The 24,049-nt window shown below is 68.4% G+C and carries 20 protein-coding genes; 15 read left to right on the top strand and 5 right to left on the bottom strand.

Annotated features, from left to right (window positions below; translation table 11 throughout):
- Positions 1-9 precede the first annotated feature (9 nt).
- Entirely contained in the window at positions 10-903 is an 894-nt protein-coding gene (locus J4E04_RS21420; protein ID WP_222633309.1) for a LysR family transcriptional regulator, read from the top strand.
- A gap of 48 nt (positions 904-951) precedes the next feature.
- Here the strand turns inward: J4E04_RS21420 and leuA are convergent, their stop codons facing one another.
- On the bottom strand, positions 952-2,772 hold the full coding sequence (gene leuA / locus J4E04_RS21415) for a 2-isopropylmalate synthase (protein ID WP_490149590.1): 1,821 nt from the start codon (positions 2,770-2,772) through the stop codon (positions 952-954).
- A gap of 168 nt (positions 2,773-2,940) precedes the next feature.
- Positions 2,941-4,617 carry an FUSC family protein gene (locus tag J4E04_RS21410; protein ID WP_490149589.1) on the bottom strand — a complete coding sequence of 559 codons (1,677 nt, stop codon included), beginning with the start codon at positions 4,615-4,617 and terminating at the stop codon, positions 2,941-2,943.
- 128 nt (positions 4,618-4,745) lie between these two features.
- On the opposite strand from J4E04_RS21410, the gene J4E04_RS21405 reads away from it, so the two are divergent.
- On the top strand, positions 4,746-6,011 hold the full coding sequence (locus J4E04_RS21405; RefSeq protein ID WP_027506651.1) for an aspartate kinase: 1,266 nt from the start codon (positions 4,746-4,748) through the stop codon (positions 6,009-6,011).
- A 7-nt stretch (positions 6,012-6,018) separates the two neighbouring features.
- Positions 6,019-7,062, top strand: a complete 1,044-nt coding sequence (locus J4E04_RS21400) for an aspartate-semialdehyde dehydrogenase (RefSeq protein ID WP_490149588.1) — start codon at positions 6,019-6,021, stop codon at positions 7,060-7,062.
- 154 nt (positions 7,063-7,216) lie between these two features.
- On the opposite strand, the gene J4E04_RS21395 is transcribed toward J4E04_RS21400, so the two are convergent.
- Positions 7,217-7,906 (bottom strand): hypothetical protein, encoded by a 690-nt coding sequence (locus J4E04_RS21395; RefSeq protein ID WP_056443289.1) that lies wholly within the window; start codon positions 7,904-7,906, stop codon positions 7,217-7,219.
- A gap of 291 nt (positions 7,907-8,197) precedes the next feature.
- Complete coding sequence (locus tag J4E04_RS21390; protein WP_027506653.1) at positions 8,198-8,395, bottom strand: PspC domain-containing protein; 198 nt, start codon at positions 8,393-8,395, stop codon at positions 8,198-8,200.
- Between the two features lie 183 nt (positions 8,396-8,578).
- On the opposite strand from J4E04_RS21390, the gene J4E04_RS21385 reads away from it, so the two are divergent.
- The 4 genes from J4E04_RS21385 (at position 8,579) to J4E04_RS21370 (ending at position 13,577) form a co-directional block, all read left to right on the top strand.
- Positions 8,579-9,661: a glycosyltransferase gene (locus tag J4E04_RS21385; RefSeq protein ID WP_490149587.1), complete on the top strand. Its 1,083-nt coding sequence runs from the start codon at positions 8,579-8,581 to the stop codon at positions 9,659-9,661.
- Positions 9,662-9,730: 69 nt separating this feature from the next.
- Positions 9,731-10,342 carry a TetR/AcrR family transcriptional regulator gene (locus J4E04_RS21380; protein WP_056443296.1) on the top strand — a complete coding sequence of 204 codons (612 nt, stop codon included), beginning with the start codon at positions 9,731-9,733 and terminating at the stop codon, positions 10,340-10,342.
- A gap of 56 nt (positions 10,343-10,398) precedes the next feature.
- Complete coding sequence (locus J4E04_RS21375) at positions 10,399-11,874, top strand: flavin-containing monooxygenase (protein WP_051613577.1); 1,476 nt, start codon at positions 10,399-10,401, stop codon at positions 11,872-11,874.
- On the top strand, positions 11,871-13,577 hold the full coding sequence (locus tag J4E04_RS21370; protein ID WP_222633313.1) for a GMC oxidoreductase: 1,707 nt from the start codon (positions 11,871-11,873) through the stop codon (positions 13,575-13,577). The genes J4E04_RS21375 and J4E04_RS21370 overlap by 4 nt, the downstream gene beginning before the upstream one ends.
- A 72-nt stretch (positions 13,578-13,649) precedes the next feature.
- On the opposite strand, the gene J4E04_RS21365 is transcribed toward J4E04_RS21370, so the two are convergent.
- The gene (locus J4E04_RS21365) at positions 13,650-14,798 is read right to left on the bottom strand and encodes a hypothetical protein (protein WP_027506657.1); all 1,149 of its coding nucleotides are present in this window, start codon (positions 14,796-14,798) and stop codon (positions 13,650-13,652) included.
- 200 nt (positions 14,799-14,998) lie between these two features.
- Between J4E04_RS21365 and J4E04_RS21360 the strand changes: the two genes are divergently transcribed.
- The 8 genes from J4E04_RS21360 to J4E04_RS21325 all read left to right on the top strand — a co-directional run bounded on the left by J4E04_RS21360 (position 14,999) and on the right by J4E04_RS21325 (position 24,045).
- Entirely contained in the window at positions 14,999-16,084 is a 1,086-nt protein-coding gene (locus J4E04_RS21360) for an SMP-30/gluconolactonase/LRE family protein (RefSeq protein WP_490149586.1), read from the top strand.
- A 161-nt stretch (positions 16,085-16,245) separates the two neighbouring features.
- Positions 16,246-17,769, top strand: a complete 1,524-nt coding sequence (locus J4E04_RS21355; RefSeq protein ID WP_027506659.1) for a catalase — start codon at positions 16,246-16,248, stop codon at positions 17,767-17,769.
- A gap of 339 nt (positions 17,770-18,108) precedes the next feature.
- On the top strand, positions 18,109-18,780 hold the full coding sequence (locus tag J4E04_RS21350; protein WP_490149585.1) for a SipW-dependent-type signal peptide-containing protein: 672 nt from the start codon (positions 18,109-18,111) through the stop codon (positions 18,778-18,780).
- Between the two features lie 36 nt (positions 18,781-18,816).
- Positions 18,817-19,491, top strand: coding sequence for a hypothetical protein (locus J4E04_RS21345; RefSeq protein WP_490149584.1), 675 nt, complete (start codon positions 18,817-18,819; stop codon positions 19,489-19,491).
- 48 nt (positions 19,492-19,539) lie between these two features.
- Positions 19,540-20,070, top strand: coding sequence for a signal peptidase I (locus J4E04_RS21340; protein ID WP_490149583.1), 531 nt, complete (start codon positions 19,540-19,542; stop codon positions 20,068-20,070).
- Positions 20,067-21,524, top strand: coding sequence for a hypothetical protein (locus J4E04_RS21335; RefSeq protein ID WP_490149582.1), 1,458 nt, complete (start codon positions 20,067-20,069; stop codon positions 21,522-21,524). The genes J4E04_RS21340 and J4E04_RS21335 overlap by 4 nt, the downstream gene beginning before the upstream one ends.
- Positions 21,525-21,574: 50 nt before the next feature.
- Positions 21,575-22,240 carry an HAD family hydrolase gene (locus J4E04_RS21330; protein ID WP_490149581.1) on the top strand — a complete coding sequence of 222 codons (666 nt, stop codon included), beginning with the start codon at positions 21,575-21,577 and terminating at the stop codon, positions 22,238-22,240.
- A complete protein-coding gene (locus tag J4E04_RS21325) occupies positions 22,237-24,045 on the top strand; it encodes a glycoside hydrolase family 15 protein (RefSeq protein ID WP_222647555.1) in 1,809 nt (602 codons plus the stop codon). Before J4E04_RS21330 ends, J4E04_RS21325 begins: the two co-directional genes overlap by 4 nt.
- Positions 24,046-24,049 lie beyond the last annotated feature (4 nt).

The raw sequence follows: 24,049 nt of genomic DNA, 5'->3' as shown, positions 1-24,049 counted from the left end.
CGTTGCTACATGAATGTCGACCGGTTGCGCGTCCTGCGGGCGCTGGCGGACCGCGGCACGGTCGCCGCGGCCGCCGACGCGCTGTCGATGACACCGTCCGCGGTGTCGCAGCAGCTCAAGGTGTTGGCGAGGGAGGCGGGAGTCGCCCTGCTCGAACCCGACGGGCGCCGCGTGCGGCTCACCGCGGCGGGACGCGCGCTGCTTCCTCACGCCGACGACGTGCTCGCCGCCCTCGACCGGGCGTCGGAGGAGATGGCGTCGTACCGCGGCAGCGCACGCGGAACCGTTCGACTGGCGCTCTTCCCCTCGGGCGCCGCACTGTTGCTGCCGGGGGTTCTGGACCGGCTCACCGAGGCGGGTGTGGATGTCGACGCCCGGGACGAGGACGTGCCCGCGTCGGCCGTGCCGGCGTTGCTCGCGGACTACGACGTGGTGCTGACGCATCGGGACGAGCGCGCACCGAGCATCGCGTCCGAGCGGGTGGAGGTGCGTTCGCTGATGCGCGAGCCCATCGACCTGGTGCTGCCGCCGGGGCACCCGCTGGCGGAGCGTGATGCCGTCGACATCGAGGATCTGGCGGACGAGCGGTGGATCAGTGTCCGCGGAGGGTTCCCGGTGGACGACGTGCTGCTCTCCATCGCGACGGTCACCGGGGTGGCGCCGCGAGTGAATCTGCGGATCAACGACTTCCGGCTCATGGAGGAGCTGGTGGCCCACGGCCACGGGATCGCGCTGATGCCGCGCCACGCCTCGACGCACCCGGGTGTCACGCAGCGCCGGTTGGCCGGGGTGCGCGCGGCCCGCATCTACGACCTGGCGACCCGACCCCGCGCCGCGGAGCGTCCGGCCGTGCGGGCCGTGGTGGACGCGTTCGCGGCGCGGGTCGCGGAGGTCACTGCGTGACCCGTGCGCCTTTTGCGTATCCCTGGATGCGCAGAAGGCGCACGAGGGCTACGCCCCGGATCGTGCCGCCCGGTTCACGGCCGAGACCACGGCGCGCAGTGATGCCGTGGTGATGGAGGTGGCGATACCGACACCCCACACGATGGTCTCGCCGCCGCCGGGCAGCCGCACGGCCGCCTCGACGTAGGCCGCGGCCTGGGCGTCGTCGCCGGCGGACATGGCGTGCTCGGAGTAGTCGAGGACGCTGACGTCGTACCCGATGGAGCCCAGCGCGTCGACGAAGGCGGCGAGTGGACCGTTGCCGTCGCCCGTGATCTCCTGCTCGGCGCCGTCGACCTTGACGATCGCGGAGATCGAGTCGATTCCGCCGTCCTCCTCGGCCGCGGTGACGCGCTGCCGGATGCGCTCGAGGGGAACGATCGGGGCCAGGTACTCCTCGGAGAACACGTCCCACATGGCCTTGGGCGACACTTCGCCGCCCTCGCCGTCGGTGACGCGCTGCACGGCCGAGGAGAACTCGATCTGCAGTCGGCGCGGCAGCACCAGACCGTGGTCCGACTTCATGATGTAAGCGACGCCGCCCTTGCCGGACTGCGAGTTGACGCGGATCACGGCCTCGTACGTGCGGCCGACGTCCTTGGGGTCGACGGGCAGGTACGGAACCTGCCACAGCACGTCGTCGACGTCCTGATCCTGTTCGTCCGCAGACACTTTCATCGCGTCGAGGCCCTTGTTCACGGCGTCCTGGTGGCTGCCGGAGAACGCGGTGTAGACCAGGTCGCCGCCGTACGGGTGGCGCTCGTGGACGGGCAGCTGGTTGCAGTACTCGACGGTGCGCCGGATCTCGTCGATGTTGGAGAAGTCGATCTGCGGGTCGACTCCGCGAGTGAAGAGATTCAGGCCCAGCGTGACCAGGCAGACGTTGCCGGTGCGCTCACCGTTGCCGAAGAGGCAACCCTCGATGCGGTCGGCGCCGGCCTGGTAGCCCAGTTCGGCTGCGGCGACGCCGGTCCCGCGGTCGTTGTGCGGGTGCAGGCTCAGCACGATCGAGTCGCGACGTTCGAGATTGCGGTGCATCCACTCGATGGAGTCGGCGTAGACGTTGGGGGTCGCCATCTCGACGGTCGCGGGCAGGTTCAGGATCATCGGGTTCTCCGGTGTGGGAGCGATGATCTCGGTGACCGCGTCACAGACCTTCTTGGCGTACTCGAGCTCCGTGCCGGTGTAGGACTCGGGCGAGTACTCGTAGCGCCAGTGCGTGTCGGGGAACTTCGTCGCCTCCTCGAGCACCTTGCGGGCACCGTCGGTCGCGATCCTCTCGATGGCGTCGCGGTCCGCGCGGAAGACCACGCGGCGCTGCAGGATCGACGTGGAGTTGTAGAAGTGGACGATGACGCTGCGGGCGCCCTCGCACGCGACGAACGTGCGCTCGATCAGTTCCGGCCGGCACTGGGTGAGCACCTGGATGGTGACGTCGTCGGGAATCGCACCGTCCTCGATGATCTCGCGGACGAAGTCGAAGTCGGTCTGGCTCGCGGACGGGAAACCGACCTCGATCTCCTTGTAGCCCATACGAACCAGCAGTTCGAACATGCGGCGCTTGCGCGCGGGGCTCATCGGGTCGATGAGTGCCTGGTTGCCGTCACGCAGGTCCACGGCGCACCACTGGGGTGCGCGATCGATGACCTTGTCCGGCCAGGTGCGGTCGGGGAGGGTGAGCGGTTCGACCTCCTCGGCGAACGACCGGTACCGGAACGTCGGCATCGACGAGTTCTTCTGGGTGTTCCACGAGGGCTGATCGGCGGGCGCAGGCTTGGTGGGGGTAGTGACCGTGCGTGAGCCGGATACGAAAGCGTCGGCGGGTGACATCGATGATCTCCGTTGTGAGGAAGGGGACGACCGGCGCCGAAAAGACCCGCGACAGGGAGCCGGTCTGTGAATCAGACCCCGTCGCGGCGACGAAGGAGGAGGGCGAACCCGGCGCCGAACATGCGGGTCACCCTACTCCGTCGCCCGCGCGGACGACACCGGCACGTCTCACGGGCGCTGTGCCACGTCCGCCCACCGCTCCGGTTCCGCCAGCATGGCGCCGTCTGCGGTGCGCCAGCAGGCGGACAGGAGGTCGTACCCGGCCGCGTCGACTCGCAGGTGCGACTCCCACCTCGCCGACGTCCACTCCCGGTCGTCGCTGACGGCGTGCTCGGCGGCGAAGGCGGCCCCGACGAGCTCGAACTGCACGTCTCGCCGCGCGGTCATGGCGTCCGGATGGGTGGGTGTCACGGTGCGCAGCAGATCCGCCGTCCGGCGACAGGCGTCGAGAACGCGCCCGTCGCACCAGAGCAGGCACCGCCGATGAGCGTGACGAGCGACCACCCACATCGACGCCAGCGCGCACACCACACCGATGCACGTCTCGACGAGACGTTCGGTCGCGAGCGGCCACGCCTGCGCACCCAGATGGGACGCGCCGCCGATGAGCAGCGCCAGGGGCGTGATGAACATGACGGCGATGCCGTAGTTCCGAGCGATGACCAGTTCGATGAGGAACTGCAGTGCCATCAGCAGCAGGACCAGCACGAACCCGCTCGGTGACAGTGAGAAGACGATGGCGAAGAGCACCACTCCGACGGCCGTGCCCACCAGGCGGTGCAGGGCGCGGACGGTACCTCGTGGTCGGTCGAGGCCCTGTTGCAGCACGAGGACCGCACCGATGACAGCCCAGTCGGGCCGCCCGAGCCCGGCGACGACGGCGATCGCGCCCGAGGCCGCGGATGCGCAAAAGACGCGGAGCGCCGTGGTGGTGGCGTGGGAATCGACGTGCAGGGCCCGGACCAGCCGGAACCTGATCGTCGGGCGCGACATCGGGACGGAGGGCGTGTGATCCGGCGTGACGTGCACGGTGTCCGACGCGTGCTCGGGATCGAGCGGTGCGTCCCCGATGATGCGCGCGAAGTCGAAGTGGACTCCCCGTAGTCGCAGGACCAGCGGATCGTCGATCCGGCGAGCCGGTATCCCGGCGTCGTGCAGCGCGGCCCAGGCGCGATCGACCGCGACGGCGGCGCGGTGCCGGGCACCGACCGCGGGATCGCCCGCGGTGCGCGCCTCACCGAAAGCGGTCACGCTCCGCTCGGCGGCTGCCACGGCGTCGCGTTCCGGTTTCGACGCGTCGCGCAGTGCCGGTGCCATCGACACGACCAGGGCCCACAGCGCTCCGAGCGCGACGCAGGCGGAGTTGACCCACGCCGTCACCCCGCTCTGCGGGACGATGGTGGCGATCGCGCAGGTCAGGACGAAGAAGAAGGCACCGGGCGGTCCGAGACGGAGCGCATCCACCACGAAGGTCGCGACGGTGCCCAGGACGGTGAGCACCACGACGACGAGGACGGCGCCCACCACGGAGTTCCGCGGGTCGCCGTACTGGCCCACGAGGCCGCCGACGGTGGCGGACAGCACGAGCGCGAGACCGGCCCACAGGACGACCGACCAGCGGGACCGGAACGGCCGGCCCTCGCCGTAGACGACGGCGAACCCGCCTGCCGCGGTCAGCAGGGCCTCGGTGGGAAAACCGAGCGCGAGCAGCGCGAGTGCCGGAACAACGAACGCGAGCGCGGCGCGGAGGCCGCCGGGCCAGCGCGGCCCCACCGACGGCACCGCGACGAAGAGTCGTCGGCGCCGAGGACGAGGCGGTAGAGCGGACGGGTCCGGGGCTGTCACCACCTGATGGTAGGCACGCGATTCCCCCCGGACCCCCGCAGGTCGGTAGGCTGCTGACCGTTCCGGCGGCACCCGTCGCACCAGTGGATGTCCAGCGGGACGTTCTCGACTCGGGAGGTAGCACCAGCGTGGCACTCGTCGTTCAGAAGTACGGAGGATCCTCGGTGGCGACCGCCGAGCGGATCCGGCGCGTCGCTGAACGGATCGTCGAGACCAAGCGCAAGGGCCACGACGTGGTCGTGGTCGTCTCCGCGATGGGAGACACCACCGACGAACTGCTCGACCTCGCGCAGCAGGTGTGCCCCGCGCCGCCCGCGCGGGAGATGGACATGCTGCTCACGTCGGGCGAACGCATCTCCAACGCGCTCGTCGCCATGGCCATCCACTCCCTCGGCGCCGAGGCCCGGTCCTTCACGGGATCGCAGGCCGGCGTCGTCACCACCAGCGTGCACGGCAACGCCAAGATCATCGACGTGACGCCCGGGCGCGTCCGCGACGCACTCGACGAGGGCTCGATCGTCCTCGTCGCCGGTTTCCAGGGCGTCAGCCAGGACAGCAAGGACGTGACGACGCTCGGGCGCGGTGGCTCCGACACCACCGCCGTCGCGCTCGCGGCAGCACTGAACGCCGACGTCTGCGAGATCTACACCGACGTCGACGGCATCTTCACCGCCGACCCACGGATCGTTCCCGACGCCCGTCACCTCGAGAAGGTTTCTTTCGAGGAGATGCTCGAGATGGCGGCGTGCGGCGCCAAGGTCCTGATGCTGCGGTGCGTGGAATACGCCCGCCGCTACAACGTTCCCGTCCACGTCCGCTCGTCGTACACCACCAAGCCAGGGACCATCGTGTCCGGATCCATGGAGGACATTCCAGTGGAAGAAGCCATTCTGACCGGTGTCGCGCACGACCGGAGCGAAGCGAAGGTCACGGTCGTCGGCCTGTCCGATCAGCCGGGCTTCGCCGCCAAGGTCTTCCGGGCCGTCGCGGACGCCGAGATCAACATCGACATGGTGCTGCAGAACGTCTCGCGCATCGACACCGGCAAGACCGACATCACGTTCACGTGCCCCAAGGCCGACGGACCCACCGCGGTGGAGAAACTGACCAAGCTGCAGGGCGAGATCGGCTTCACCAAGGTGCTGTACGACGACCACATCGGCAAGGTCTCGCTCATCGGCGCCGGCATGAAGTCGCACCCCGGCGTCACCGCGACGTTCTGTGAAGCGCTCGCCGACGCGGGCATCAACATCGACCTCATCAGCACCTCGGAGATCCGTATCTCCGTTCTGACCAAGGACTCCGAACTCGACGAGGCCGTGCGCGTGCTGCACGCCGCCTTCGGCCTCGGCGGCGACGAGATCGCCGTCGTGCACGGCGGAACCGGAAGGTAGGAGCACCATGACCACGAATTCCACCGGCCTCCACATCGGAGTCGTCGGCGCGACCGGCCAGGTCGGCGCCGTCATGCGAACCTTGTTGGCGGAGCGTAAGTTTCCCGTCGCCTCGATCCGTTTCTTCGCGTCCGCCCGGTCCGCCGGCAAGACCCTGCCGTGGGGCGACGGCGAGATCACCGTGGAGGACGCGTCCACCGCGGATCCCACCGGGCTCGACATCGCGCTGTTCTCGGCCGGCGCCACCATGTCCCGCGAGCAGGCGCCGCGCTTCGCCGCCGCCGGCGTCACCGTCATCGACAACTCCTCCGCGTGGCGCAAGGATCCCGACGTCCCGCTCGTGGTCAGCGAGGTGAACCCCGAGGCGACGAAGAATCTCGTCAAGGGCATCATCGCGAACCCCAACTGCACCACCATGGCGGCGATGCCGGTGCTCAAGGTGCTGCACGACGAGGCCAGGCTGCAGCGGCTCATCGTCTCGAGCTACCAGGCCGTGTCCGGCAGCGGTCTCGCCGGTGTCGAGGAACTGGCGACGCAGGCGCGCGCCGTGGTGGCCGACGCCGAGAAGCTGGTGCACGACGGCAGCGCCGTCGCGTACCCCGATCCGACGGTCTACACCGCGCCGATCGCGTTCAACGTCCTGCCGCTCGCGGGCTCTCTCGTCGACGACGGAAGCGGCGAGACGGACGAGGACCAGAAGCTGCGCAACGAGTCCCGCAAGATCCTGGGTCTGCCGGACCTGCTGGTGAGCGGCACGTGCGTCCGCGTTCCCGTGTTCACCGGCCACTCGCTGTCGATCAACGCGGAGTTCGCGAACCCGCTGTCCGTGGAACGGGCGACGGAACTGTTGTCGTCGGCTCCCGGCGTGCGCGTGGTGGCCGTGCCGACGCCTCTGCAGGCGGCCGGCGCCGACGAGTCGCTCGTCGGACGCATCCGGCAGGATCCCGGTGTGCCGGACGGTCGCGGACTCGCGCTGTTCGTGTCCGGCGACAACCTGCGCAAGGGTGCTGCCCTCAACACGATTCAGATCGCCGAACTCTTCGTTCGGTAGTGCGGGAAGGCCGGAAGCCGGTCGGGTTCGGCGGGAAGGCCGGAGGCCGGTCGGGTTCGGCGGGAAGGCCGGAGGCCGGTCGGGTTCGGCGGGAAGGCCGGAGGCCGGTCGGGTTCGGCGGGAAGGCCGGAGGCCGGTCGGGTTCGGCGGGCGCTCAGCTCTCGAGGGCGCGCAGGGTGCGGTGCGTGTCGCGTGACGGCACGTACCCACCCAGGATCGAACTCCAGGTCCACAGGCGTCCGTCGAGTCGGTAGCGCCCGTGGGGGAGACCGGCGTCGAGCGCTGTCGCCTCGCCGCTGACCACGGCCGAGAGCATCACGCTCTCGTCGACGACACCGACCACCATCGCATCGACCGTGGACACCGGCTCGTCGGCATCGCGGCCCGACGAGTCGACCAGCGGCTCCATGACCGCCTCGGTGCCCTCGGGAGCGTGGAGGAAGCCGGAGTCGTGCGAGCACCCGTCGGCCTGACACTGTTCGAATCCGGCGATCACCTCGAGCCGCTCGATCAGTGGCCACAGGTCCTGCGAATGCCAGCGGGACAGTCCGCTCTCGCCGCCGTAGGCCTCGCTCCAGGACGCGAACACGGCGGTGAACTCCTCGACCACCGGTCCGTGCCGGTACCAGCAGCGGGGGATGCGCTCGGTCAGCTCGTAGCGGTCACGCAGCCACCACACCCAGTCGGTCACCTCGTCCCACAGGCGGGCGGCGTCGTCGGTGTCGAGATAGCGCCACGTGTAGCGACCGCGGGCGCGATCGGGACCGGGGAGAGTGCCCGGACGAGGTCGAGCGCCGCGGCCCGAAGGATCACCGTGGTGCGGGAAACCGCCGTGGTAAGACATCGTGTCCTTGCCGGCCGCGCGCCAGGGTGGTGGCGAACAGCCTGCTCGAGAGTGGCCGTGTGGTGCCGGGCGCCCCGGGGCTCGAACGCCTCGCACTTCGACGTGAGCGCACGGTGGACGAGGTGACGACACCGCACGTGCGACGAATCGACTTCGACAGTAGGTGCAGGTCAGTCGTGCCGCAAGTAGACCCTCTCCAACCGTTGGTCAAAGATGTTGTCGGTGATCGGAATACGAACCCGCCACGGGAACGGCGCCCGATGTGCACTCACTCTCGAACTGATCGAACTATCAGTAGGACGACTTGGGGATCGCGATCCACAGGACCAGGTAGATCACGAACTGCGGTCCCGGAAGGATGCACGAGAGGACGAACAGCAGGCGCACGAGTCCTGCGCTCAGACCGAAGCGCTCGGCGAGACCGCCGCACACTCCGGCGATGAGCTTGCTCTGACGTGAACGGGTGAGCCTGCGGGCCGGGCTGGTCATCGTGGGACCTCTTCTTCGTCGGTGACGTGTCGTCGCGGGTCGGACACCACGGCAACGTGCGGCGCCGGTGCCGGGTTCCCGTGCCGCCGTCGTGCGACGACGGGGAATGCTCGACGTGAGTGTTCGTGCGACGTTCTCGGCGCGGTCCTCGTCCGTACACGGCTCACCTCGACACTGGGCCGCATGCGCATCGTGCAGGTGGCCAACTTCTACGGACCTCGTTCGGGCGGTCTGCGGACGGCCGTGGACCAACTCGGAGCCGGCTATGTCGCTCGCGGCCACGAGGTGACGGTCATCGTGCCCGGCGACGTCCACTCCGAGACGATGTCCGCCACCGGGGTGCATCGCATCACCGTCCCGTCCACCCGGCTCCCGATGACCGGTGGCTACCGGGTGGCGAGGCCGTCCGTGACGGCCGACGTCGCGGCGAGTCTGCGACCGGACGTGCTCGAGATCTCGGACCGTCTGACCCTGCGTGGCCTCGGAACGTGGGCGCGCCACAGGGGGATTCGCAGCGTGATGATCTCCCACGAGAGGCTGGACCGACTGCTCGGACAGGTGTTGCCCGTCCCGGTGGCGCGCGCGGCGGCGGACGTCGCCAACAGTCGATCCGTCCTCGGTCACGACGCGGTGGTGTGCACCACCGCGTTCGCGCAGGAGGAGTTCGACCGGATCGGCGCAGACGCACACCGCATCGCACTCGGGGTGGACCTCGAGTTGTTCCACCCGTCGCGTCGCCATCGCAACGAGGGACGGATGATCCGGCTCGTGCACTGTGGACGGCTGTCGGTGGAGAAGCACGCCGAGCGGAGCGTCGACGCCCTGGCACACCTGCGCCGCGAGGGCATCGACGCACGCCTGGTGGTGGTGGGCGACGGTCCGCGGCGGTCCGCGCTCGAGCGGCGCGCCGAGGGTCTGCCCGTGCACTTCGCCGGGTTCGTCTCAGACCGCGAGCGCGTCGCGCGGTTGCTCGCCGAGGCGGACGTCGCGGTCGCTCCCGGACCGCACGAGACGTTCGGGCTGGCGGCCCTGGAGGCACTGGCGTCGGGCACACCCGCGGTGGTGTCGGGAACGTCCGCGCTGGCCGAGATCGTCACCCCGGACTGCGGCGCAGCAGTGGCCAATCGCTCTCGCGACTTCGCCGAGGGCATCGCCGCGACCCTGGCGCTCCCCTCGGGCGGACGGCCGACGGCCAGGGCGAGGGCGGAGCAGTACGGCTGGCCGACGGCGGTGGAATCGATGCTCGAGGTCCTGTCCGGGCGGTGACGGTCGGCCCGCCCTGAACTCCGGCGAACTCACTTACATTCAGTCTGGACTGTTTGTAAGAAAGCCGATATGGTCGCAGATGTGACCGAGACCACCGCCGTGACCGAGCCGGCTGCCCAGCCCGCCCGCCGGACGCAGGCGGAGCGCACCGCCGGCACGCGGGCCAAGCTTCTCGACGCCGCCATCGACACGTTGGTGGACGTCGGATACTCCCGCGCCAGCACTCAGGAGATCGCACGTCGGGCCGGTGTGTCCCGCGGTGCTCAGCTCCACCACTTCCCGACGAAGGAAGCGCTCGTCGTGGCGGCCGTCGAGCGGCTCGTCGAGCGACGCCTCGACGAGCTGGTCGGGGTCCACCGCGGTGGGCCCGTCGGCCCGGCGCTCCTGCTCGACGCCTTCTCCGGCCCGTTGTTCCACGCGGCGCTCGAACTGTGGGTCGCCGCCCGCACGGATGCGGCACTGCACGCCGCGGTGGAACCACTCGAGCGTCGAGTGACCGAGGTGTTGCAGGAAGGCGGCCGAGAGCTCTACGGGGACAGCATGTCTCCCGCTGCCTTCGACCTGAGTATCGAACTCGCACGAGGGATGGCCGTGTCGGCCATCTTCCGAACCCCCGAGGAGGAACACGCGATGCGTGCACGATTGTTGCCGGAGTGGGAGCGGGCGGTGACGGAGCTGTGACGACCACACTGCCCGCGCACGTCGATGTTCTCGTCGTCGGATCGGGATTCGCCGGTATGGGTGTGACGGCGCGGGTGCTCCGCGAGGACCCGTCCGCCGACGTGCTCGTGATCGAGCGTGCCGACGACGTCGGTGGGACCTGGCGCGACAACACGTATCCCGGTGTCGCGTGCGATGTTCCGACGTCGCTGTACTCGTTCTCCTTCGCCCCGCACTCCGACTGGAGCCACACCTTCGCTCGTGGACCGGAGATCCATCGGTACCTGCGCGGGGTGGCCGACGACTTCGGGATCCGAGACCGTCTCGTCACGGGTTGCGCGCTGCTCGGGGCGCAGTGGGACGAGGAACGCTGCGTCTGGGACGTCACCACGGAGAAGGGTGATCTGACCTGCCGAGTGTTGGTCGCGGCCACGGGAACGCTCTCGACGCCGAAGCTGCCCGCTGTGCCGGGCCTCGACACATTCGCCGGCCACACCTTCCACTCCGCGACGTGGGACCACGACTACGACCTGCGCGGCAAGCGTGTCGCCGTCGTGGGCACCGGTGCGTCGGCCATCCAGTTCGTTCCCGAGATCGCCCCGGTCACGTCGCAACTGCACGTCTTCCAGCGCACCCCGGCGTGGGTGATCCCGCGCATGGACCGCACGCGCGGTCCGATCGAGCGATGGTTCTACCGCCGCGCGCCGTGGACACTCGAGGCGCAGCGCGGTGCGATCTACGCGTACCGCGAGATGTACGTCGAGATGATGGCCAAGCGGCCCAAGCTTCTGTCGATCGCGCACACGATAGCCACGGGTTTCCTCCGACTGAAGGTGCGCGACGGCGGACTCCGGAAGCGCCTCACGCCGGGCTACACCATCGGCTGCAAGCGCATGCTGTTGTCCAACGACTGGTACGACACGTTGCAGCGACCGGACGTCGAACTGGTGGACAGCGGTCTGGCCTCGATCACGCCGACAGGTGTGGTGGACGCCGCGGGACGCGAGCGCGAGGTCGACGCCATCGTCTTCGGTACCGGCTTCACCCCCACCGAGCCGCCCGTCGCACATCTGTTGCGCGGCAGCGACGGTCGAACTCTCGCCGAGCGGTGGGGCGGCAGCCCGCGCGCCTACCGAGGTACGACGATGGCCGGCTTCCCGAATCTGTTCCTCATGTACGGGCCGAACACCAACCTGGGACACAGCTCGATCGTCTACATGCTCGAGTCCCAGTCGGCGTACGTCGAATCCGCTCTGCGCGAGATGACGCGTCGCAGCGTCGATGCCGTCGACGTGAGTCCGTCCGCGGTCGACGAGTGGAACGCGTCTCTCGACGCCGACCTGGCCGGCACGGTGTGGAACACCGGTGGGTGTTCGAGTTGGTACCTGGACGCGAGTGGACGGAACTCGGCCATGTGGCCGACCTTCACGTGGAAGTTCCGCAAGGCGACCGCCGCGTTCGACATCGAGAACTACCGCACGATGCGGGCGCGCGGAGGGCCGGACGTCGGCCGAACTGTGGGAAGTACACCGTCGGAGAAGGCAGCAATATGAAGAACACCTACGACGTCATCGTCGTCGGATCGGGTTTCGGCGGCAGCGTCTCCGCCCTGCGTCTGACCGAGAAGGGATACCGAGTCGGTGTCCTGGAATCCGGTCGTCGTTTCGAGGACGACGAGCTGCCCAAGACGAGCTGGCGACTGCGGAAGTATCTGTGGGCGCCCATGATCGGGTGCTACGGACTGCAGCGGATCCACCTGCTCCCCAATGTCCTGGTGATGGCCGGAGCCGGTGTCGGCGGCGGATCGCTGAACTACGCGAACACTCTGTACCAGCCCCCGAGCCGCTTCTTCGAGGATCCGCAGTGGGGTGACATCACCGACTGGGAAGCGGAGATGACGCCGTACTACAAGCAGGCGCGTCGGATGCTGGGCGTCGAGGACAACCCGACCATCACCCCCGCGGACAAGGTCATGCGCGACATCGCCGAGGAGATGGGCGTCGGTGACACGTTCAGCACCACACCGGTCGGCGTGTTCTTCGGTCAGCCGGGGCAGAAGGGTCGCGACGTCCCGGACCCGTTCTTCGGTGGCGTCGGACCCACCCGGACAGGCTGCACCGAGTGCGGTGCGTGCATGACGGGCTGCCGTGTCGGCGCCAAGAACACCCTGGTGAAGAACTACCTCTACCTCGCCGAGAAGGCCGGTGCCATGGTGCATCCGCTGACCACGGTCACCTCGGTGCGTCCCCGCGAGGGCGGTGGATACGAGGTGCGGACGCGTCGCACCGGTGCGAAGCTGCGGCGCAAGGAGACCGTGATGACGGCCGACCACGTCGTCTTCGCCGCCGGCACCTACGGGACCCAGAAGTTGATGCTGGCGATGAAGGAGACCGGAGATCTGCCCCACCTGTCGGACAAGCTCGGGTCCGTGGTGCGCACCAACTCCGAAGCGGTGCTGGCCGCGACGGCGCGTGACCGGCAGATCGACTACACGGAGGGCGTGGCGATCACCTCGTCGTTCCACCCCAACGATCACACGCACATCGAGCCGGTGCGATACGGCAAGGGCAGCAACGCCATCGGACTGTTGCAGACCGTTCTCAGTGACGGCGGCGGCAGGCTGCCGCGACCGCTGAAGACGCTGGGCGTCGCGCTGCGCCACCCGGCCGCCACCGTGCGCAGCCTGTCGGTGAAGAACTGGTCGGAACGCACCGTCATCGCGCTCGTCATGCAGACCGACGACAACTCGCTGGAACTCGGTTCCAGGAAAGGTCGATTCGGTCGGCGTCTGACCTCTCGCCCGGGAGGTGGCAGCCCGCCGCCGAAGTGGATTCCGGAGGGGCACATCGCGATCAGGAAGGCCGCGGACAAGATCGGCGGCGACCCGGGTGGCTCGTTCGCGGACGTGTTCGACATTCCCATGACCGCGCACTTCCTCGGTGGTTGTGTCATCGGTGCGACGCCGGAACGGGGCGTCATCGACGCGTACCACCGGGTGTTCGGGCACGAGGGTCTGCACGTCGTCGACGGATCGGCCGTGAGCGCGAACCTCGGCGTCAATCCGTCGCTCACCATCACCGCCCAGGCTGAGCGGGCGATGGCCCTGTGGCCGAACAAGGGAGAAAACGATCAGCGTCCGCCGGTCGGCACAGGGTACGAACCCCTCGCCCCGGTCCGCCCCGTCGCTCCCGTGGTTCCCGCCGAAGCACCCGGCGCACTGCGACTCCCGCTCACCGTGGTGGGTCGGAACCGCTGACTCGCGCGGGCTCGACCCCGAGACGACACAGGCCCCGACCTCCTCGCGGAGATCGGGGCCTGTCCCGTTCGGTCACTTGCCGGAGATGGGTCCCAGCAGCGAGGTGGTCCAGATCGCCGAGTTGGCGGACCCTGCCGGGTCACCGGCCGGCACCAGTCCGTTGATGGTCACCTGTCCGCCGGCCAGTCCGCGTGCGGGGTTCGGCGGGAGGGTGAGGCCGCAACTCTGCTGCACGTCGGCGATGCCGGGCAGCGAGTTCTGGCGGCACTGACCGCGTCCCTCGACCGTCAGCGGGCCACCGGGCAGGTTGTCGTACGTGACGGTCAGGGCAGCACCGAATTCGGGCTGCGCCGTCGGGGAGTAGCAGACACGCGCCGTCGCGGCCGTGATCTCGCTGGGCGAGGTCGAGGCCGCGCCCGTGGCCGGATCCACACTCGCCGCGTGCAGTTCGGTGGTGCGCTCGCCTCCCGCACAGGACGGCGACGATCCCACCGATCGGGAGTTCACCTCGCGTGTCACGTTGTAGGCGATCGGGCCCGTCGGCTGCGGGATTCCGGCGGGCGGAGCCGAATCGACGGGCGCGGTGCCCTCGCCGAGCGAGTACAGCGTCCACACCGATCCGGTGCGTCCACCGGGCAGACGCAACGGGTTGGCCACCGAGTTGCTGGTGGCGACACCGGCGCTCACACCGGACGCGTTGGGCTGGATGCGGAGAACGCAGTCGACGGCGCCGCGTCCGGGCGATCCGGGGTAGAGCTCGAAGCCGCACGGTCCGCGCATGTCGAGACGGCCGAGGCCGGGAGCATCGAGAGTGCCCCACTGGTCGAGGATCTGGGTTCCGTCGAGCCCCAGCCCGTCGCACACGTAGATAGGTCCGACGTTGCGCGCCGTCTCGGCGGTCAGCACGCCGGACGCGGGGTCCGACTGGAACGTGTACATACGGGCGTCGAGACGTTCGACGAGGAGGTACTGGGCCGGAACGCCGTACTGGGCGTTGCACCGCGCGGTGTCCTCGGCAGTCGGCCGATTGCCGCTGTCCACCGTGCGGAAGACGTGGAACTGGCCGGGGCCGTCGCTGATCGATCCGAGAAGGGTCGACGGTGCTACCGGTCCCGGGTCGGCCGAGGCGGTGCCCGTGAAGGAGGCGACCGCGGTGACGGCCGCAGCGGCGACGAGTCCCGCCCGCCGCAGAAGACCAGATCTGCTCGAACGACTGTGCATTGTTGTATTCCCCCCAGAACTGCTGCCATCTCGACGACCGAAGAGTGCCACACGAATCCCCCATCTCCGACATGTGTGTGACCTGGCACAATGCCCGCTACGCGGCCCTGGACGAGTGGACACGAGGGGACGGTCGGACTGACCGTAGTGTCCACCGGAGCAGCACAGTGCTGCGCAATTCGTGCCGGGGGGCTCCTGACGTGTCGACGTTCTCTCTGACCAGAGTCATGGTCACCGTGGTGGCAGTGGCCGCCATGACCGTGTTCGGGAGTGCCACGGGGAGTGCGGATCCCGCCGTACAACCGTCGCCGGCGCCCGGTGGCGCACGAACGTTCTCCGAGCTTCCGCTGCCCGGACAGCCGGAGGGCATCGCCGTCGATCCGTCCGACGGCAGCGTGTGGACGGGATCGAATCGGCCCCGATCGACGGGAACGGTCTGGCATCACGACGGATCCGGTGCACTGATCGGCACCTACGATCTCGTGGGGCATTCCCCGGACGCCGAGCACGGGGTCAACGGCATCGCGCTGGACGGTGCGGGCCGGGTGTACGCGCTCGACTGGTCGGGTGCGCGTGCGGTACGACTCGATCCTGCATCGGGAGCCCAGTCGGTCTACGCGACGTTCCCCGATCTGCCGTCCTGTGGTCGGGGGATCGTCCCGTGCGAGCCGAGCCCTGTCGATCGACCCGCGTGGCCCAACTACCCGGTGTTCGACGCGGCGGGCAATCTGTACGTGAGCGATCTGAACCAGGCCACCATCTGGAAGGTGCCGGCCGGCGGCGGTGAGGCTCGGATCTGGTACCAGAGTCCAGATTTCGCGTCGCTGTACAGCGTCAACGGCATGCAGTTCGACGCGCAGGGCCGCCTCGTCTTCGTGGTCACGATCTCCCTGACAGCGGACCCGTCGATCTTCCGCGGGAAGCTGTTCCGCCTCGGCGTCGACGGGAACGGTGGTCCGGGTACTCGCGAGGAGATCGCCACGACGTCACAGGGTGACGGCATCGCCATCGGGGAGTCGGGCCGCGTCTACGTGGCGGTCGCGAACCCGATCATCAACGACGTCGAGATCGTGGAGCCCGGACGTGGCGTCGTCGGCGCGCTCCCGTCCCCCGAGGCGAGGGCGGCGCTGGCGGTGCCTCTCGTCACTCCCGCATCGTTGGCCTTCCGCGGCACGTCGGTGTTGGCGACCAACCATTCCCAGTACGCGATCGACCCCCGCGAGTGGTCGATCCAGGAGTTGGGCGTGGGGGAGCGGGGACTGCCCCTCCTGTACCCGTCGCCATGACACCACGAACGTAACTGGACTGATTCCAGAAAAGGGGTCATACTGGAACGGATCGACATTCTGCGTGTGCGCGAGTCGCTGCCCGGGTATGCGGGTACGACGGACGTTCTGCGTCACACCGCGACGCTTCGCGTCTGCCACGAACAGGAGGCACTGGACTCATGACACAGCCGAGGCCCACGACCAACAACGCCGGTATCCCGGTTCCCAGCGACGAGCACTCCCTCACTGCGGGTGCGCAGGGACCGATCCTGCTGCACGATCACTACCTCATCGAGAAGATGGCGCAGTTCAACCGTGAGCGGGTCCCGGAGCGTGTGGTGCACGCCAAGGGTGCAGGCGCCTTCGGCACGTTCGAGGTCACCGGTGACATCTCGCAGTACACGCGGGCGGCGGTGTTCCAGCCCGGCGCGAAGACCGAGATGCTGGCGCGCTTCTCCACCGTCGCGGGCGAGCAGGGCAGCCCCGACACGTGGCGCGACCCCCGCGGTTTCGCGCTGAAGTTCTACACCACCGAAGGCAACTGGGACATGGTCGGCAACAACACGCCGGTGTTCTTCGTGCGCGATCCGTTGAAGTTCCAGGACTTCATCCGCAGCCAGAAGCGCATGCCCGACTCCGGTCTCCGAGACAACAACATGCAGTGGGACTTCTGGACCCTGTCGCCCGAGTCGGCGCACCAGGTGACCTGGCTGATGGGTGACCGCGGAATCCCGAAGTCGTTCCGCCACATGGACGGTTTCGGTTCGCACACGTACCAGTTCATCGCTGCCGACGGCACCAAGTCGTGGGTCAAGTTCCACTTCAAGACGGATCAGGGCATCGACTACCTGACACAGGACAAGGCCGACGAGCTGGCGGGCACGTCGCCCGATCATCATCGTCAGGACCTGTTCGGATCGATCCGCAACGGCGACTTCCCGAGCTGGACCGTCAAGGTGCAGATCATGCCGTACGACGATGCCGAGACGTACAGGTACAACCCGTTCGATCTGACCAAGGTCTGGTCGCAGAAGGACTACCCGTTGATCGAGGTCGGCACGATGACCTTGAACAAGAACCCGGAGAACTTCCACGCCCAGATCGAGCAGAGCTCGTTCGAGCCGTCCAACCTCGTTCCGGGCATCGGTGCGAGCCCGGACAAGATGTTGCTCGGACGCATCTTCAGCTACGCGGACGCGCACCGGTACCGCATCGGCACCAATTACGCGCAGCTGCCGGTCAATCGGGCGAAGGCGGAGATCAACTCCTACTCCAAGGAGGGTGCGATGAACATCCACTACAACTCCGCGGAGACGCCCGTGTACGCCCCGAACTCGTACGGTGGTCCCGCCGCCGACACGAACGCGTACGGCGACGACGGTGCCTGGGACTTCGAGCCCCGATTCGTGCGCACCGGGTACGTGCAGCATCCCGAGGACGGCGACTTCGTCCAGGCCGGCATTCTCGTGCGCGAGATCATGGACGACGACGCCCGCGAGCGTCTCGTGGGCAACATCGTCGGCCACGCGCTGAACGGTGTCACCGAGCCTGTGCTGCAGCGGGTGTTCCAGTACTGGAGCAACGTCGACCCCGAGATCGGCAAGAAGGTCGAGGAGGGTGTGCGCTCCGGACAGGGCGAGACCGCCCCCACGACCGGCGCCGGCGCGGTGGACGACCCGGCCGACGAGGCCGCGAAGGTCTGATCCGCTCCGATTTCCGACGCCGCCCGTCGCACCCTCAGCGGGTGCGGCGGGCGTTGCCGTGTGTGATGTAGATCACGTTTGAAACGTGTGGTCAGAATTCTCTGCCGGCTCGCTGCTTCGGGCACCGAAGCGGCGGTGGCAACGCCGACAGGCTCACGTCCCGGCCCGGTTCATCGAACGGCCTCGTCGTATCGCCCGATCGGTCTGTGTTACCTCGAGTACCTATCAATGGTTCGCGGAAATTGAAGAACGTTCGGTATGTGTGGTTTCGAGAATAGATCTACAGTTCGCTCGCAGCCATTGCGGTAATGGCTCGTCGAAGCGAAACGGGGACCTGCCATGACCACCGATCTCACCGTCGAGACAGAGCGTGACCAGCGCGATGTCCGTCGCCGCAAGGTTCGAGCGCTCCTCGCGGGCGGGCTGGTTCTCGGCGTGGGAGCGGCGGTGACATTGGCTGCATGGAGCGACAACGTGTTCGGCACCGCGCAGTTCACAGCGGAGAACTGGAACGTGCAGGGTGACTTCTCGGCCGCCGGCAGTGGGGCGTGGCAGGAATACAACACCGCCGAGACTGCGGGCACTTTCAACTACACGACGGGCTTCTCCGCGCTGAGCCCCGGCACGACGGTGTACGCGCCGGTTGCCCTGCGCGTCGGCTTGGGAACCAGTGCAGGCGGCGCATACGACGCGGCCGTGACCCTCCGAGGGGCCACGCCGACGACTGGGGCGCTGACACCCCTTCTCACCTATCAGGTCGTCAGCGGCGTCACCGCGGCGAACTGCGCGGCCGGAACGATCACCGGAGGCGCGAGTGTCGTCCCCGTCGGCAGTGCCCTCGGCACGGGAAGCGCCTCCAAGGCCATCACGCTGCCGAAGACCGGCACCGCTCTTCCTCTGTGCTTCGCCGTGACCCTGCCTGCGACCGTGACCGCGGACCAGGCGGCCGGTAAGACCACCAATACGGTCACCTGGCAGTTCCAGGCCGAGGCCGTGGTGCCGACGCCGTAATCGGCTGCTCCTCGTCACCCCATGTCTCGTCACCCCATGTCTCGTCACGCACCATCTCGGCACACTGCGGCGGAACCGCGGACGCACGACGCCGTCGTCGGACGACGGGCTCGGCTCGGTGCCGTGATCGGTCTGGTCGTAGGACTCGCCGTCGCGGCACTCTCGGCCACCGACGTCGCGGCGTCGTGGACCGACCGGGTCCTGGGCGGATCGGCATTCAGCACAACACCGTTCGGCTTCGAGTCGGCGACGCTCGGGGCGCCCTTCGCGACCCACTCGGAGGCCGCGCCTGCCGTGCTCTCTCTGCTTCCGGCTGCGCCGCTGCTCCCGGGTCAGTCGGTCTACGGCGCGATCTCGTTGCGTTCGGTTGCCGGGTCGCCGGCGGTGGCCGTGACCGTCGACGGCACGGCGTCGGTGCCCTCGGGCCTCGCATCGTTGTTGCAGTACGCAGTCGTTCGATCGCCCACGTGCGACAGCACCTCGTTCGGCTCGACGGCATCGTTCGTCGTCGGCTCGGTCACGGGCGGTGTCCCGTTGTCCGCCGATTCGGCGAGCGGGGCCGTCGTACTCCCGGCAGGATCGCCGACGACCACGGGAACCGTTGTGCCTCTGTGCTTCAGGATGACGCTGCCCGACACCCTCGCGGTGTGGACCGCCGGGGCCGCGTCGTCGACCCTTCGGGCCACGTGGACCTTCCTCGGTACCGCCTGAGTCCACGTGTCCGATCACCCCTTCGCGCCACCAGAAAGTGCTCACACCATGTCGACTCGTCACGCAGCGCCCCCTCGGCGTCGTTCGGCCTTCTCCCGCCTGGGTGACGCCGTTCTCAACGTTCTCGCGCTCGGCGGTGTCGTCTGCATCGTGCTGGTGGTTCTGTCGTTCACCCTGAACATCTCGTTGATCATGTTCAAGACGGGATCGATGGCACCGACGATGCCGACGGGGTCACTCGCGGTGGTGCGGGAGGTACCTGCGGACTCCGTCGTTCCCGGGGATGTCGTGACGATCGCACGGGTCGGCGAGCTGCCTGTCACGCACCGTGTGGTCGAGACCTCGCCCGGCCGCGACGGCGCAACGTTCCTCGAGCTGAAGGGCGATGCCAACGAGTACGAAGATCCGGCCGGATACGACGTCACCGAGGTGCGCAAGGTGCTGTGGTCGGTGCCCGGCCTCGCGAAGGTGGTGGTGTGGTTCTCGAGTCCCCTGGTTCTGGCGCTTCTGACCATCTCGATGGCGGCTCTCGTCGTGGCGATGTTCTGGCCGAGAACGCCGAAGCGGCCGGTACCGTGAGCCGCCCGCGCTCGGTGGCACTGGTCCTGATCGCTGCTGTGCTGACGGTCGTGTCGGTGGTCTCGAACACCGATGGCACCGTTGCCGCCTGGCAGGGGCGGGACCACGCAGCGGCCACCGTGTCGATCGGATCATGGCCCAGCACCGGAAGCGCGTACGCGGAGATCGGACGCGTCGGTTCAGCGTCGGGTCTCGCATTCGATCTGCTCGCGGGCGGAACGAACCCGCCGTGGCCCGGACCGGCAGCGACGCGATCGCAAGCGGCTCCGGGAACAGTCACCAGCACCACGGCCGGGCCGTACAGCAGCGCCGGGGTACTCGGGTTGGCCAACGAGCTGACTTCGCGAGGCGCTGCTCCGGGAACACCGATTCAAGGCTCGTCGTGCGCGGCCTACGGATGGGCGCCGAACACGCCGGCACCGTGCACGACGGTCCCGTCGCAGAGAGTGAACGCGCGCGCAACTCTGTCGTCCTACACGCTGTACGCGTCACTGCTGTCGCTTCTCGGCCTGGGGTCGACAGACGTGGTCTCGGTGCCGTCGCCTGTGACATCGGCCGCATCCTGTGACCTGACCACCTCCGGGCCGACCTACACGGCAACCCCTCCGAGTGCGGCAAACGTGACGACGCTGAACCCTCGGGGTTCGATCACCGTTCGAGGCGGAAACGCCGTCGCGATTCCGCCTGCGGGCGGCACGGTGTCGTTCGATTTCCCCCAGAGCGGGTCCACCGTCGTGGTGCCTGGCGTGTCGGGAACACTTCGCAGTGTCGTCGACAACTCGTCGTCTGCGCGCTCGAGCCTCGTGCTGGAGAACGGCCGGATCCTGAGGCTGGGACTGCTCGGGGGCATCCTTCTCGACATCAGGTTCACCCTGGTGCTGGTCGACGCGGCGTGCGGAGGCGGACCGACCGGGCCCGTGTCGATCACCGCCGCATCTGCGCGAGTAGCCGCAGCGGAACCACCGGCTGAGACGACACCGGTCACGACGACACCGGTCACGACGACACCGGTCACGACGACAGCGGCCGCGACGACAGCGGCCGCGACGACAGCGGCCGCGACGACACCGGTCACGACGACCAGCGCTCAGCCGTCGGCGTCCTCGGTGGTGTCACCGACCGACGCGACGACGATTCCTGCATCGTCGAGCACCGCCGCAACGACCACGACGTCTCCGGCGCCGACCACCACCACCACCACCACTCCCGCTGCAGCCTCCGCCACGGTGTTCTCCGGGGCGGGGCCCATCACGTCGATCACGACATCCGACGGGCTCGAATGCTCCGTCGGTCCTGATGCGGTCACCTTCACGTGTTCGGACGGCAGCACCCTCGTCTTCACTTCGGTGGCGCTGTCGCCACCTGGCATCGCCGCTGCCACGACCGACGGGCTCTGGTCGCCGAGGACGCTCACGGGGGAGACGGTGCCGGTGGAGGCGGCCACCCGGTCGTGACGCTGCCCTCCCGCCGTTTGTCGTCCCCCACCCCCGGGTAGTCGAGGGGGGTGACTTCTCCCGCCGTTCTGTTCGACATCGACGGCACGCTCGTCGATTCGAACTACGCCCATGTCCACGCCTGGGCTCGTGCCTTCTCCGACGCCGGTATCGCTGTGGACTCGTGGCGGATTCACCGCTCGATCGGCATGGACGGCACGAAGCTGCTCTCGTCGTTGGCGGGTGACGCACCCGAGGACGCGGCGGAACGCGCGAAGGAACTACACACGCAGTACTACGAGGCGATGTCCTCCCTGCTCTCTCCGCTGCCCGGTGCGCTCGACCTGCTCGGCGCGGTAGCGGACCGCGGGCTGCAGGTCGTACTCGCCACCTCGGCACCGGAGAACGAACTCGCGATCCTTCGCGGACTTCTCGGGGTCGAGGAGATCGTCTCGGAGTTGACGTCGTCGGAGGACGTCGAGACGGCGAAGCCTGAGCCGCGCATCGTCGACATCGCGCTGGACCGTGCCGGCGTCGGTGCCGAGCGCGCCGTCTTCGTCGGGGATTCCGTGTGGGACGTGAAGGCATCCGTCACCGCGGGCGTCCCGTGTATCGGAGTGCGCAGTGGCGGCGTCTCGAGTGCCGAGTTGACCGAGGCCGGCGCCACCGCGGTGTACGACGATCCTGCAGACCTGTTGGCGCACATCGACAGTTCGATGATCGCGCGCCTCGAATGAGAGAGAACGGCTACGCACCGATCGAGAACTACGCGGCGATCGGCGACGGCCGCACCGTCGCGCTCATCGCGGACGACGGGCGCATCGACTGGTTTCCCGTTCCCAATCTCGACACCGCGCCGGTGTTCGCGGCACTGCTCGACGCCGAGTCCGGCGGCTACATCTCGATGCGCCCGGCGGAGGAGTTCACGACCACGCGTCGGTACGCCGACGGCACCAATGTCCTGGTCACGACGTTCACCACCGAGTCGGGCGTCGTGAACGTCACGGACTCGCTGAACACCGGTGTGGCGGGACGCCTTCCGTGGACCGAGCTCGCACGGCGCGTCGAGGGCGTCGAGGGCAGTGTCGACATGGAGTGGTCCGTCGCTCCGGGGACGTGTCTGGGAACGGCGTCGCCGTGGTCGTACGAGACGGTGCACGGTACGGTGCTGCGCGTCGACGGTGTCACTCTGGGCGTGCGCACTCTCAATGCCGACGACATCGAGCTCGAATCTCGTTCCATCAGTGGTCGATTCACCACCGCGGTCGGTTCGCGCTCCCTCGTGGCCGTGGTCGGTACCGAGGTGGAACCGTTGTATCTCCCGGTGCCGGAGGACGTCGATTCGGGCATCGATCGCACGATCGCCAACTGGCAGATGTGGTCCGAGGAGTTCCGGTACGAGGGCCCCTGGCACGACGAGGTCCATCGCAGCGCCCTCGCACTGAAGCTGTTGCTGTACAGCCCGTCCGGTGCCATCGCGGCGGCGGCGACGACCTCGCTGCCGGAGCGGTGGGCCGGCGCCAAGAACTGGGACTACCGCTACGCGTGGGTGCGTGACACCGCGTACACGATCAAGGCGCTGATCCGCTTCGGTCTGCGCGAGGAGGTCCACGCCGCGGTGGCGTGGCTGCTGCGCATCATCCGCAGCAACGAGCAGATCACGCAGGTGTTCTACACCCTGAACGGTGAGATCCCGGGCGGCTCGACATATCCCGACGTGCCGGGGTGGCGCGGGGTCGGTCCGGTGATCAACGGAAACGAGGCGGCAACTCAGTTGCAGCAGGGGATCTTCGGTGACCTGTTCGACATCGTGTCCCTCTACGTCGACGCGGGCAACGTACTCGATGCGCCCACCGGTCGACTTCTCGCGGAGATCGCCGACACGACGTGTGACATCTGGCGCCGCAAGGACGCCGGGATGTGGGAGCTGCCCACGATCCGGCACTACACATCCTCCAAGATGGGCTGCTGGCACGCGCTCGACCGCGCGGTGCACCTCTCCGAGCAGGGCATGATTCCCGGCATCGCGGACAGGTGGGTGACCGAGCGCGACCACATCGCTCAGTGGATCGACGACAACTGCTGGTCCGAGTCGCGCGGCGCCTACGTCTGGTACCCGGGCACGGATGAACTCGACGCCTCCGTGTTGCTGCACGCGGGCAGTCGGTGCGTCGACGACGAGCGGATGTCGAGGACCGTCGACGCTCTGCGCGACGAACTCGGTTCCGGCGACCACCTCTACCGCTACTCCGGCATGCAGATGGTCGAGGGTACGTTCGTCGCCTGCTCGTTCTGGGTCGTCGGCGCCCTCGCCAAGCTCGGCCGCGACGACGAGGCCACCGCACTCATGGATCGACTGGTCACCAGCGGCAACGATGTCGGCCTCTTCGCCGAGATGATCGATCCCGACCGGTCGGCCGAGGACGAACCGTCGACCTTTCTGGGCAACTTCCCGCAGGGGCTCTCCCATCTCGCTCTCATCAACGCTGCGCTCACGCTCGCCAGCGGCCACGACCACACGACCTCCGACACAGGAAAGTAGGACC

The sequence above is a fragment of the Rhodococcus sp. NFXS4 genome, from assembly GCF_058139645.1.
This window is presented reverse-complemented; position numbering and strand designations above follow the sequence as displayed.

Coding starts and splice junctions, on each gene's coding strand:
- J4E04_RS21420 (WP_222633309.1), top strand. CDS start 10: ATGAATGTCGACCGGTTGCGCGTCCTGCGGGCGCTGGCGGACCGCGGC.
- J4E04_RS21380 (WP_056443296.1), top strand. CDS start 9,731: ATGGTCGCAGATGTGACCGAGACCACCGCCGTGACCGAGCCGGCTGCC.
- J4E04_RS21395 (WP_056443289.1), bottom strand. CDS start 7,906: ATGTCTTACCACGGCGGTTTCCCGCACCACGGTGATCCTTCGGGCCGC.
- J4E04_RS21355 (WP_027506659.1), top strand. CDS start 16,246: ATGACACAGCCGAGGCCCACGACCAACAACGCCGGTATCCCGGTTCCC.
- leuA (WP_490149590.1), bottom strand. CDS start 2,772: ATGTCACCCGCCGACGCTTTCGTATCCGGCTCACGCACGGTCACTACC.
- J4E04_RS21400 (WP_490149588.1), top strand. CDS start 6,019: ATGACCACGAATTCCACCGGCCTCCACATCGGAGTCGTCGGCGCGACC.
- J4E04_RS21325 (WP_222647555.1), top strand. CDS start 22,237: ATGAGAGAGAACGGCTACGCACCGATCGAGAACTACGCGGCGATCGGC.
- J4E04_RS21350 (WP_490149585.1), top strand. CDS start 18,109: ATGACCACCGATCTCACCGTCGAGACAGAGCGTGACCAGCGCGATGTC.
- J4E04_RS21340 (WP_490149583.1), top strand. CDS start 19,540: ATGTCGACTCGTCACGCAGCGCCCCCTCGGCGTCGTTCGGCCTTCTCC.
- J4E04_RS21385 (WP_490149587.1), top strand. CDS start 8,579: ATGCGCATCGTGCAGGTGGCCAACTTCTACGGACCTCGTTCGGGCGGT.
- J4E04_RS21390 (WP_027506653.1), bottom strand. CDS start 8,395: ATGACCAGCCCGGCCCGCAGGCTCACCCGTTCACGTCAGAGCAAGCTC.
- J4E04_RS21365 (WP_027506657.1), bottom strand. CDS start 14,798: ATGCACAGTCGTTCGAGCAGATCTGGTCTTCTGCGGCGGGCGGGACTC.
- J4E04_RS21370 (WP_222633313.1), top strand. CDS start 11,871: ATGAAGAACACCTACGACGTCATCGTCGTCGGATCGGGTTTCGGCGGC.
- J4E04_RS21345 (WP_490149584.1), top strand. CDS start 18,817: ATGTCTCGTCACGCACCATCTCGGCACACTGCGGCGGAACCGCGGACG.
- J4E04_RS21375 (WP_051613577.1), top strand. CDS start 10,399: ATGGGTGTGACGGCGCGGGTGCTCCGCGAGGACCCGTCCGCCGACGTG.